A 12142-nucleotide genomic window follows, 5' to 3' on the forward strand; every position below is an offset into this window, starting at 1 on the left:
AAGTAGGAACTACAGAGATTCGCAGGCACGTCCGAAGGACGGGCCAGCACACAGAATTTCTTGACGACCATAGAGCATTGGAACCACCTGATCCCATCCCGAACTCAGCAGTGAAACGATGCATCGCCGATGGTAGTGTGGGGTTTCCCCATGTGAGAGTAGGTCATCGTCAAGATTCAAACCCAAAGCCCCTGTCTGCGATGCAGACAGGGGCTTTGTCTTTTCCGGGTTTCAATAACGCTCAAAACTGATAGCTGACCGTAGCGCTCACATTGCGCTCTTCACCCATGTAGCAGTAGTTCAGGCTGGCACATGAGGTAATGTAGCTTTCATTGGTAAGGTTGTTTGCGTTCAGCCGCACATCCACACCCGTCAGACCCACCTTCCCCAGGTCATAGCCGATCGAAGCGTCGAACAGGGTGTAGGAAGGCACCTTCATGCTGTTTTCCGCATCCACCCAGCTATAGCCCACATATCGCACCCCACCGCCCAGCCGCAGTCCATCCAGAGCCCCTTGGTGGAAGTTATAGTCAGCCCACAGCGAGAACATCTGTTTCGGTGCCTGGGTTGGCGCGTTGCCTTCATTGTCCAGGCTGGCCGACACCAGGCTCGGCATCGACTTGGCGTACTCGATATCGGTGAAGGTATAGCCACCCAGCAGTTTCAGGCTGTCGCTCAGCTGCACATGAGCCTCTAGCTCCAGCCCTTGCGAGCGTACTTCACCTACCGGGCGATAAAAGTTTTCGTCAGGCTGCTTCGAAGCCAGGTTTTCCTGCTCGATACGGAACACCGATGCGGTAAACAGGTTGTCGCTGCCCGGAGGCTGATACTTGATGCCGGCTTCCCACTGAGTGCCCTCGGTCGGTGCCAGCGGGCGGCCTTGCTGGTCGGACACGGTATTGGGATTGAACGACTCCGAGTAGCTGACATAAGGCGCAATGCCATTCTCGAACAGGTAGAGCACCCCGGCCCGGGTAGTAAACCTGGAGCGCTGATCGCTGACCTTGGTGTCGCTGTCGCGATTCTCCTCGGACACCTTCACCCAGTCCTGGCGAAGCCCAAGGGAGAATCGCCACTGGTCGACCTCCACCAGGTCCTGCAGATACACACCTGTTTGCTGCAAGCGCCGCTGGTAGCGGTTTTCGCCCAGTACCTGAAGGTTGCCATTGCCGTATTGCGGGTTGCCGGCGTTCAGCGGGTCGACCGTGCCATAGCGCCATGCGACATCGGCTTTGCGTCGCTGGTAGTCTGCGCCCAGCAGCAGGGTGTGTTTGGCAGCGCCGGTGAAGAATTCCGCCTGCAGCATATTGTCGATGATGTACGAATGCAGGCGCTCGTCGCCGCCGGTATAGGCGCGGTTGAGAATGTTGCTGTCGGCATCCGCCCAGCCGGCCGAGTACACCTGGTCCATGGACACGTCGGAATCCTGGTAGCGGAAGTTCTGCCGCGCGGTGAACACATCGTTGAAGCGATGCTCGAACTGGTAGCTGAAGGACTGCTGGGTGCGCTCGTAATTATCGATACCCGGCTCACCCTCGAAAAAGTGGTCCGACAAGCGCAAGCCGTTGCGCTTATGCAGCATACCGTCAGCAGGGTTGCCGCCGTGGTACCCGCCGTTAGGGTCGTGCTGCAGGTAAGCCTGCAGTGTGAGCGAGGTGTCCTCGGTGAAGTCGACGCTGATGGCCGGGGCGATGGTATAGCGTTCTTCCTTGTTGTGGTCGAACTGTGTGTCCGAAGCATCCGCCAAACCTGTCAGGCGATACGCAATACGCTTGTCATCATCTACAGGGCCACTGAAGTCGAAGCCCATGCTCCGCTGGCCCTGGGTGCCGACCGTGGCTTGAACCTGGTGGAAAGGGGTGAGCAGTGGCTTCTTGGTGGTAAGGGCTACCAGGCCGCCCGGCGAGCTTCGCCCATAGAGTACTGAAGACGGCCCCTTGAGAATGTCGATGCGCTCAAGGAAGTACGGGTCCACCTGCATGGTGCTGTAAGTGCCATTGTCGCCCATGGACTTGAGCCCATCGACGTAGATGTTATCCACCGAGCCGTCGTTGAAGCCGCGCATGGCCACATAGTCGTAGCGATGGGTGGCACCGTAGGGGTTGGTCAGTACCCCAGGCGTGTAGCGCATGGCCTGGGCAACGGTCTGAGAGCCCTGATCGTCCATCTGCTGGCGAGTTACTACCGAGACCGATTGGGATGTCTCCACCAGTGGCATGCTGGTCTTGGTCGCCACTTGGCTATGCGTGGCGTTGTAACCCTCCATGCTGCCCAAGGCGTTGCCCAGAGAGAAACTACGGACATCGGTGTCTGGCAATGCCAGGGCTGCGTCCTGATGCTGTGCCTGCAGCACATAGTTGCGTCCGTCCTGGCTGACAGCTTCCAGCCCGCTGCCATTAAGCAACTGGCGCAGCGCGTGATCAATGGCGTATTGCCCCTGCAGGCCGTTGGATTGCAGGCGATCGGTCAACTGAGGCGTACTGGACAGGGTGATGCCGGCCTGGCGAGCGAACTGGTTCAATGCATCGGCCAGTTGGCCGGCCGGTATTGCATAGTGATGACTCACTTGGGCTGTTTCAGCCGCAACGGACAGTTGCGCAACAGCTGCCAGGCCCATGGCGGTACCAAACAGAGCAGCCCGTATGGCATGGCGTAAGTAAGCGGACTGCAGGACTGGTCGAAAATCATTCGGGCTGAAAGTGTGGTTTAACACCGGCTTGATGAACATGAAGGGTCCGTTGAAGTGATGAGGGCAGAAGATGTCGCTTACTGTCCTAGCCGGACCGGGGTTCAAAACCCGACAAAAAACGTTAAGGCCTCATCAGGTCGTGCTTTCGACACGCACCCACCAGCGTGTACGTTGATGAACCCGTACGGGCAGCGTCTGCGGTAGCAGCCGAAGCAATTGTTCCGGATCTTCGAGGCGGAATACGCCCGACAGGCGCAGGTCGGCAATCTCGTTGCTGCAGCCCAGGTAACCATGGCGATAACGGCTGACCTGCGCGAGAAAATCCGCGAGGCGCATGTTCTGAGTGACGATCAGCCCTTCAGTCCATGCCATCGCGTCCATGTCCATCTGTGCGATCCGTTGTGCGCCATGAGCATCCAGGCGCCAGTTCTGTCCACTCTCGATCCACTGCAGTTGGGCAATGCCAGGCCGGTGTATCGCCACTTTTCCGCGGCTGACGCTGACACGTGTGCAGTCGCTATCCTGATAGGCTACAAAGCGTCCTTCAAAGCCTTCCAGCAGCACGTCGCGGGTTTGTACAAACACGGGATGCCGGGGATTACACGTGATCATCAGTTCGCCATGCTTCAGGCGGACCAGACGCTGCCGATCAATGAAGGCCAGGTCCACGGCACTGCGGGTGTTGAGTTGCATCAGTGAGCCATCGGGCAGGGTGAAGACGCGCCGTTCGCCCGTGCCGGTGGCATAGTCCGATGCCCAGGCACTGACAGCATCGAGGTCTTTAGCCAGCCAGCTCGCCGATCCCGCCATGACAACGCCCCCAAGCAGCTTCAACGCCTGCCTTCGACGCAGGCGCTGCTGGCTGGTTTCCAGGGTCTGCAAAGCCAGCCCGGCACCGGGGATGGCGCGTAGGTCGAGGTTTTGATGCAAGTGCGTCACCCGTTGCCAGGCTTGTTCGTGTTCGTGGTGGACACTGCGCCATTGCGCACACTGTTGTTGCAACGCCAGGTCGTGCCCACTCTCGCGCAACCGTAGCATCCACTGGATGGCCTGCTTGACCGCTTTCGTATCAGGGCGTGCGGCGGTCATCGACTCAGCACTCGTCCTGGTAGTGCAGCACGTAGCAGTGATAGAGCGCATCGGCAATGTAGCGTTCTACGGTGCGCACCGAGATCCCCAGCTGTTCGGCGATGGCCTGGTGCTTCAGCCCCTCGCATTGAGCCAGGAGGAATGCGCGACGTACCTTGGGTTTGAGGCCGTCGAGCATGCGTGCAATGCGCTCAAGCAACTCCAGTAGCAGCTCGCGGGTTTCGGCAGAGGGGGCCAATGCTTCCGGCACATGCGCCAAAGCCTCCAGGTAAGCCCTGTGCAGTTCCTCGCGCCGCCAGTGATCGATCACCAACCCGCGCGCTACCGTGCGCAGGAAGGCCCTGGGTGCATTCAGTTGCAATTGTTCACGGCGCTGTAGCAAGCGTACGAAGGTGTCCTGGGCCAGGTCGGCGGCATCGGCCGCATTGCCTAGCTTGCTGCGCAGCCAGGCATGCAGCCAGCCGTGATGGTCACTGTATAGCGTTTGCACGCAGTCGTTGCTGGGCATGGGGGAGGGGCGCCGGCATCAATGGACATGAATGATAATTAGTCTCATTGTTGGTGGCGCCGCATCAATTTGCAACCCATCTGGTCGCACGCTGCGCTAGGCGGCAGTGGGTTAGCGCCCCAGTTGTGTATCCAGGTACTTGCGAATTACCCGCGCCCCGCTGTTGAGATGCCGTTCCAGCACCGCTACCGCCTCATCCACCAGTTTGTCGCTGGCCGCATCCGCCAGTGCGTTGTGATCGTCCTGAGTGAGCTTGCCCAAGCCCATGGACGAAAGATGGAAGCGCAGGAAGCGCTCTTCCTCGTTCAGTTCGTTCTCGATCAGGCGCAGTAGCTTCTTGTTTGGTGCCCTGCTGTATAGCGCCATGTGGAACAGGCGGTTGAGGCGGCCGATTTCGGCGTGACGGGTTTCATTCTCCAGTTGCTGGATATACCCGCGGGCGCTGGCGATGTCGCTGGCATCGAGCAGCGGGATCGACTGGCGCAGTGCCTCACTCTCGAGCAATACGCGCAGGGCATAGGTGTCCACTGCATCCTCACCGATCAGCGGCGCAACCACAGCGCCCTTGTGCATCTCTACTTTCAACAGGGATTGCGCTTCGAGCTGGCGCAGGGCTTCGCGCACGGGCATGCGGCTGACACCGAACAAGGTGGCGAGTTCTTGTTGGCGCACGGCAGTACCTGGGGGTAAGCGCCCATCGAGAATGGCACTGCGCAGGCGCTCTTCGATCACGCCACGGGCCTGATGCGGCAGCAGCTGTTCGCTTGCCAGCACATTGCTCAGTTTGATTTTCTCGGCCACGCGACGTCTGCCTTAACAATGACTAAAGTTGGATCCAATGACAGTAGTAACAGCTTGTAAGGGTGTCAAACCTGCACCCGCACGGGTACGGGCGCCCCAAAAGCGCGGCTATGGTGGATGAAGTCGTCTGCCAAAGGAAGCGCCCTTCAGAAGGATATAACTAGAAAGTGTAGGCGGCCTGACAGGCGGGTGCATGATTGCAGGGTGCCATTGTCTTTTGTTGTGGCAAGCCCCACCATCGCTGCTTTCGACTGGTCTGAACAGGGCTTCGCAGTGGCGATATCCTGGTTGCTGAAAACCGTTGTGCGACGTGTCGGCTTTGCCGCGCTGCTGGGCAGTCTGCTGCTGGGCGGCTTGCACGCGGATTGGGATTTTTCCCAGATCAGCCGCAAGTCGCAGGCGCTCTACGGCCCGTTGGGTGCCGGGCAGGGCCGTATCGATGCCTGGCAGAACCTGATGGCTACGCAGAAGCAGGGGACTGAGCTTGAGCGGCTGCAAGTGGTCAACCGCTTCTTCAACCAGCAATTGCGCTATGTCGAAGACATCGACCTGTGGCATGAAGTCGATTACTGGGCCACGCCTGTGCAGGCACTGATCAAAGGTGCAGGGGATTGCGAGGACTACGCCATCGCCAAATATTTCAGCCTGCGGCGCATGGGTATCCCCAGTGAAAAACTGCGCATTACCTACGTCAAGGCGCTGCGACAGAACCGGGCACACATGGTCCTGACCTATTATTCAAGCCCACAGGCCCAGCCTTTGGTGCTCGACAGCCTGATGGACGCCATCAAGCCGGCAAGCCAACGTACCGACCTGTTGCCGGTGTACGCCTTCAATGGCGAGGGGCTGTGGCTGACGGGCGCTGCCGGGAACAAGAAGGTTGGCGATACCAAGCGGCTGTCACGCTGGCAGGATTTGTTGAAGAAAATGCAGGCCGAAGGGTTCCCGGCCGAGCCGGTTTACTGAAGGAGCACAGATGTCACTGTTCAAACAATTGCTGTTGGCCATTTGCCTGTTCCTGGTGGTCGCCTTCAGTGGCAGTTTCATGGTCAGCCTGGAAAGCTCGCGCAGCCAGTATGTCAACCAGTTGCGCTCGCACGCCCAGGACGCGGCGACCGCGCTGGCGCTGTCGCTGACGCCGAATATCGACGACCCGGCGATGGTCGAACTGATGGTTAGCTCGATCTTCGACAGTGGTTACTATGCAAGCATCAAGGTCGTCGATCTGGGCTCCAATGCTGTGCTGGTGGAGCGCCACGCTGAGCCGGACCCAGGTGGCGTACCGCGATGGTTCGTGCACTTGATCGGCCTTGAGGCTGCTGGTGGCGATGCCATCGTCAGCCGTGGCTGGCAACAGGCCGCGCGCGTTGAAGTGATCAGCCACCCGATGTTCGCCATTGCCAAACTTTGGCAAAGTGCTCTGGGCAGCCTGGGTTGGTTGCTGTTGTGTGGTGCGGCCAGTGCTGTGCTCGGTGCATTGCTGTTGCGCCGCCAGTTGCGGCCGCTGGACTATATGGTTGAGCAATCCCACGCGATTGCCCGCCGCGAATTCCTCAGCCTTCCAGAGCTGCCGCGCACGCCAGAGTTACGCCGTGTGGTGCAGGCGATGAACCAGATGGTCGAGAAACTCAAAGCGCTGTTCACCGAGCAGGCCGAGCGCAGTGAGCGGCTGCGTGCCGAGTCCTACCAGGACAGCCTGACCGGGCTGTCCAACCGCCGGTATTTCGAAATGCAACTGAACACCCGGGTGAGCAACCTGGAAGAGGCGCGCGCCGGCTACCTGCTGTTGCTGCGGGTTCAGGGCCTGGCCGGCCTGAATGCCCGCCTTGGCGGCCAGCGTACCGACCAGTTGCTGCAGGCAGTAGGCGAACAGTTGCGCCGCACCTGTGCAAGCTACCCGGAAACCAATGACCTGATTTCCCGCAGCCGCGGTGGCGAGTTTGCCGTGCTGGCGCCGGGCATGGTGCATGAAGAGGCCGTGCAACTTGCCCAGGCCCTGGAGGCGACGCTGCAGAGCCTGCACGAAACGGGTGCCAGTGATATCGACCCGGTCGCTTGTATCGGCCTGGCGCCGTTCAGCCCCGGTGACTCTCCGCAGGCGTTGCTGAAACTCGCCGACGAGGCGCTGGCCCGTGCCGAGAACCAGCCAACGCCGGGCTGGGTGTGCCTTGAACAAGGCGTTGCCGCAGTGGCTGGGGACAGCCAACATGCCTGGCACGAGCGGCTCGATCAGGCATTCGGCAATGGGCATTTCGAGCTGTTCTTCCAGCCCGTGGTGGATTGTGCTTCAGCGCAACGGGTACTGCACCACAAAGTGATTTCGCGTTTGCAGGATGGCCAGGGCGAGGCGTTGCCAGCGGGCCGCTTCCTGCCCTGGTTGGAGCGCTTCGGCTGGATGCCACGGCTGGATGTGCTGGTGCTGGAGAAAGTGTTGGCGCACCTACGAGGGCACGACCAGGTGCTGGCGCTGAACCTGTCCGCCGCCACCCTGGCCGACCCCAAGGCCCTGCAGCGCGTCTTCGAGCTGCTGGGCCAGAACGCGGCGCTCGGCCCGCGGCTGGTTTTTGAAATTGGCGAGGAGCAGTTGCCTGAACAGGCCGCCTTGGAGCAGCTCACCCGGCGCCTGCACGGGCTTGGCTTCGGCCTGGCGCTGCAGCGCTTTGGCGGGCGCTTCAGCATGATCGGCAACCTGGCGCACCTGGGCCTGGCGTACCTGAAGATTGACGGCAGCTACATCCGCAACATCGACCATGAGCAGCACAAGCGGTTGTTCATCGAAGCGATTCAGCGTGCGGCCCACAGCATCGATTTGCCGCTGATTGCCGAGCGGGTCGAGACCGAAGGGGAGCGGCGGGTGTTGCAGGAGATGGGGGTAGGTGGGATTCAGGGCCAGCTGGTTGGTGAGCCTGCGCCCTGGCGCTAAAGAGCTTTACTGCCAGTTGCCTGATCTGACTCCCAGGCCTGACGCTGTGCATGTGGGAGCGGCCTTGTGTCGCGAAAAGGGCTGCATGGCAGCCCCAGTAGTTTATGCAGTAATGCGAAAATCCCGGGGCCGCGTTGCGGCCCTTTCGCGACACAAGGCCGCTCCCACAGAGAAAGCACGCGGCCTTGAGTCTGCCTTCTAGCGCTCGCGCAGCGCTTCCGAACGCGCCTTCATGATCGGCTTGAGCAGGTAGCTCATGATGGTCTTCTTGCCGGTCATGATGTCCACCGTCGCCACCATCCCCGGAATGATCAGCAGCGGCTTCTCGTCCGTCCCCAGGTGGCTGCGATCGGTGCGCAGCTTGATCAGGTAGTAAGTGGTCTTCTTGTCTTCATCGGTGATGGTGTCGGCGCCGATCTGCTCAAGCTTGGCCTTCAGCCCACCGTAGATGGTGTAGTCATACGCCGTGAACTTGACTGTCGCTTCCTGGCCAGGGTGCAGGAAGGCGATGTCTTTGGGCAGGATCTTCGCCTCGATGACCAGCGTGTCGTCCAGTGGCACGATCTCGATGATATCGCTGCCAGGCTGGATTACACCGCCAATGGTGTTCACCAGCAGTTGCTTGACGATACCGCGCACCGGCGAAGTGACCATGGTGCGGTGAACCCGGTCGTCCAGCGCTTTGCTGGTGGCGGTGGCCTTGTTCAGTTCGGTGCGCGCTTCGTTCAGCTGGGTTAGCGCTTCGCTGCGGAACTTGCCACGGGTCTCTTCGATCTTGCTTTGCACCTCGCGGATGGCAGCCTCGGCACGCGGGATGGCCAGTGCGGTGGAGTCCAGCTGACCGCGGTTTTCCACTTCAGCACGGCGCAGGCGCAGCACCTCAACCTGGGAAATCGCGCCGGTCGCCACCAGCGGTTCGGACATGCCGATTTCCTTGCGCAGCAGCTCAAGGCTGTTAGCGTACTGGGCGCGCTTGGAGCTGTATTCGCGCAGTTCCTGCTGGCGTTGGACCAGCTGCTGCTGCAGGCCGCCAATTTCGTCCTGCAGTTGCTGGCGCCGGCTCTGGTACAGCGACTCTTCACTGGCCGCCTGGCTTGGCGCGGCTTTGCGCAGTTCTTCGTCGATCTTCAGCGGGCTGTCCTGGACCTCGGCGCTCAAGCGTTCGACCCGCAGGGCCATGGCCAGGCGGTCGGCCTCGGTTTCACCCACGTTGGAGGCGAAGCGGGTTTCATCCAGGCGTAGCAATGGCTGGCCGACTTCGACGATCTCCCCTTCCTTTGCGAAAATTTCAGCGACGATGCCGCCCTCCAGGTTCTGGATCTTCTGCACCTTGGACGACGGAATGGCCTTGCCTTCACCCCGTGTGACTTCGTCGATGGGCGCAACGCTGGCCCACACGATCAAGAACACGAAGAACAGGATCACGCCCCAAATGGTCAGCCGCACCACCCGCGGCGCATCCTCGATAAGGGCCTTGTTGACCTCCGGCAGCGGCTGGCCGCCAAGCGAGTCACTGCCTTTGAAATAGCGCCGCAGGCCGTCCTTGAACTGCCCCATATCCAGCTTATGCAACACTGATTTGCCCCTTCTTCAGCGCATCCATGACCGCGGCTTTCGGGCCGTCGGCGACAATCTGCCCGCGATCGATCACAATCAGCCGGTCCACCAGCGACAGCAGCGAGGCACGGTGCGTGACCAGTAGCACCGTCTTGCCTTCCACCACCGCTTGCAGGCGCTGCTTGAGGCGTTCTTCACCGGTGTTGTCCATGGCGCTGGTCGGCTCGTCCAGCAGCAGTATCTGTGGGTTGAGCAGCAGCGCACGGCCCAGGGCGACGTTCTGCCGCTGGCCGCCGGACAGGTTCTGACCGCGTTCACCCACTTGCAGCTCATAGCCGTCCGGGTGCAGCCGGGCGAACTCATGCACGCCCGCCAGTTCGGCGGCTTGCAGGATCAATTCGTCTTCGATGTAGCGGGCGCCGCTGACCAGGTTGTCACGCAAGGTGCCGGCCAATAGCTGGATGTCCTGCGGGACGTAGCCGATATTGTGGCGCAGTTCGCTGACATCGATCTGGCGAATGTCCACGCCATCGACCAGCAGTGAGCCACCATCGGCCTCGTACAGGCCGACGATAAGCTTGGCCAGCGAGCTCTTGCCCGAGCCGCTGCGGCCGATGATGCCGACCTTCTCGCCAGGGCGGATGGTGAGGTTGATGTTCTTCAGGGCCAGGTTCTGCTGGTTCGGGTAGGTGAAGTCGACCCCACGGAACTCGACGCTACCCTGCAGCACCTTGCGGCTCAGCGGGCGCTCTTCGAAGTTGCGCTCTTGCGGCAGCTCCATCATATGGTCGGTGGAGACCATGGTCACCTTGGCTTGCTGATAGCGGGCGAGCAGGCCATTGAGCTGGCCCAGCGGGCCGAGGGCGCGGCCGCTGAGCATGTAGCAGGCCACCAGGCCGCCCATGCTCAGGTTGCCGTCGATGATCAGGTACACGCCGACGCAGATCATTGCCACGCCTGCCAGTTGCTGGATCAGCAGGGTGATATTCATCGCCAGGCTCGACAGCACCTTTACACGCAGTTCCAGGCGGCTGAGGGTGCCGAGGGTCTGCTCCCACATGTACTGACGCTCGCTTTCGGCGTTGTTGACCTTCACCGCATCCAGGCCGGCCAGTGTCTCGATCAGGCTGGACTGGCGCTCAGAGGCCAGGGCCATGGTCCGTTCCATGGTCGCCATCAGCGGCCGTTGCAGGGCGTAGCCGATGCCCAGGGCCAGCGGGAAGGCAATAATCGGGATCCATACGAGGTGCCCGCCAATGATGGCGATGACGATCAGGATGAGGATGGTGAAAGGCAGGTCGATCAGGCTGGTCAGGGTCAGCGAGGCAAGGAAGTCGCGCAGGCCCTGGAACTCGTGAATGTTCTGAGCAAAGCTGCCGACCCGTGCAGGCCGGTACTTCATCGACATGCCGACGATGCGCTCGAACAGCGTTGCCGAGATGATCAGGTCGGTCTTTTTGCCGGCCAGGTCCAGGCACAGGCCGCGCAGGCCCTTGAGTATCAGGTCGAAGATATACGCGCCGGCGATACCGATGGCCAGCACCCAGAGCGTCGAGGTGGCCTGGTTGGGCACCACCCGGTCATACACGTTCATCACGAACAGCGGCGCGGCCAGGGCGATCAGGTTGATCACCAGGCTGGCGGCGATCGCGTCGATGTACAGCCACTTGCTGCGCAGCAGGGTGTCGCGGAACCACGACTTCGCCCGTGGGATGAGGTTGCCGTGGTTGACGTCGAACTTGTGCTGCGGCTGCGCAAAGAACACGCGGCCGCTGTAGTCGCTTTGCAGCGCTTCACGGCTGACGTGCACCTCGCCACCATCGCTCTCGCTGAGCAGCAGGCGTGCGGTGTCCTCATTTTCCCAGCCCAGCAGAACGGCGCTGCGGCCTTCCTTGAGCAGCAGCATGGCCGGCATGGCGATGCTCGGGATCTGCTCCAGCTTGCGCTGCAGCAGGCGCCCTTGCAGGCCTGCCCGGGCGGCGGCACGGGGCAGCAGCTCGGGGCTCAGGCGCTGGGCGGGCAGCGGCAGGCCTGTGGTCAACATGACCCGGCTGGCGGGTTTCTGGTGCAGGACACACAGGCTCAACAGACTATCCAGCAGGGGATCGTCATGCTGACTGCGTGGATCGTGGCTGAGTTGGACTCGACTGACTTCGGATTCCACGCGGCGCTCTCTTCATCCTTGTGGTGGGTGGGGTAGGTGTGCCGCCGTTAAAGGTCAGGCCGGCTCACCCTGGCAATCTATGGTGCTACCAAGCTGTGCGGATAAGGGCTATGACACCCTGAGGCTTGTGCAACTGGCCAATGGTCGCCCTGAATCGGTGTTGAGTAAACAATTCTAGGTGCTTCATTTTTACCAGACGTAGCGGCGCTATGAATGTTTCATTTTTGATCCAGCCATTAGGCTTGGCGCCAAGTTGCAGCATAGCCTGCCATCCAGCCTGCGGCGGTAGGGGCTTCGATATCCAGCTTAGTCATTGTCAGTAAACAGGCGCTGGTTAATTGGCGTTTGGTTGTAACTTGTTAGTCAAAATTCATCTATAGAAAGCAGATCCCTGGGCCGTCAGCGTTCGAT

General features: G+C 60.8%; 8 protein-coding genes and 1 rRNA gene. 3 read left to right on the plus strand and 6 right to left on the minus strand.

All coding sequences use genetic code 11. The features are described from left to right. Positions 1–59 precede the first annotated feature (59 nt). A 5S ribosomal RNA gene (rrf, locus tag APH42_RS26905) occupies positions 60–175 on the plus strand. 66 nt (positions 176–241) lie between these two features. Here the strand turns inward: rrf and APH42_RS26910 are convergent. The 4 genes from APH42_RS26910 to APH42_RS26925 form a co-directional block, all read right to left on the minus strand. Further along, positions 242–2617, minus strand: a complete 2376-nt coding sequence (locus APH42_RS26910) for a TonB-dependent siderophore receptor (protein ID WP_060494611.1) — start codon at positions 2615–2617, stop codon at positions 242–244. Between the two features lie 204 nt (positions 2618–2821). After that, entirely contained in the window at positions 2822–3778 is a 957-nt protein-coding gene (locus APH42_RS26915; protein ID WP_082421469.1) for a FecR family protein, read from the minus strand. Positions 3779–3782: 4 nt separating this feature from the next. Then, positions 3783–4286: a sigma-70 family RNA polymerase sigma factor gene (locus tag APH42_RS26920; RefSeq protein ID WP_012269966.1), complete on the minus strand. Its 504-nt coding sequence runs from the start codon at positions 4284–4286 to the stop codon at positions 3783–3785. Between the two features lie 111 nt (positions 4287–4397). Next, a complete protein-coding gene (locus APH42_RS26925) occupies positions 4398–5087 on the minus strand; it encodes a GntR family transcriptional regulator (RefSeq protein ID WP_060494610.1) in 690 nt (229 codons plus the stop codon). Between the two features lie 204 nt (positions 5088–5291). Between APH42_RS26925 and lapG the strand changes: the two genes are divergently transcribed. Continuing rightward, positions 5292–6053, plus strand: a complete 762-nt coding sequence (lapG, locus tag APH42_RS26930) for a cysteine protease LapG (RefSeq protein WP_171577298.1) — start codon at positions 5292–5294, stop codon at positions 6051–6053. Between the two features lie 10 nt (positions 6054–6063). Then, the gene (lapD, locus tag APH42_RS26935) at positions 6064–8010 is read left to right on the plus strand and encodes a cyclic di-GMP receptor LapD (RefSeq protein WP_012269969.1); all 1947 of its coding nucleotides are present in this window, start codon (positions 6064–6066) and stop codon (positions 8008–8010) included. A 198-nt stretch (positions 8011–8208) separates the two neighbouring features. Here the strand turns inward: lapD and APH42_RS26940 are convergent, their stop codons facing one another. Together APH42_RS26940 and APH42_RS26945 are read right to left on the minus strand one after the other, a co-directional pair. Then, positions 8209–9567, minus strand: coding sequence for an HlyD family type I secretion periplasmic adaptor subunit (locus APH42_RS26940; protein WP_069943456.1), 1359 nt, complete (start codon positions 9565–9567; stop codon positions 8209–8211). A 7-nt stretch (positions 9568–9574) separates the two neighbouring features. Continuing rightward, a complete protein-coding gene (locus APH42_RS26945; protein ID WP_012269971.1) occupies positions 9575–11731 on the minus strand; it encodes a type I secretion system permease/ATPase in 2157 nt (718 codons plus the stop codon). Positions 11732–12142 lie beyond the last annotated feature (411 nt).

Origin of the sequence: Pseudomonas sp. NBRC 111140 (assembly GCF_001320885.1) — a bacterium.
Classification (GTDB): domain Bacteria; phylum Pseudomonadota; class Gammaproteobacteria; order Pseudomonadales; family Pseudomonadaceae; genus Aquipseudomonas; species Aquipseudomonas putida_P.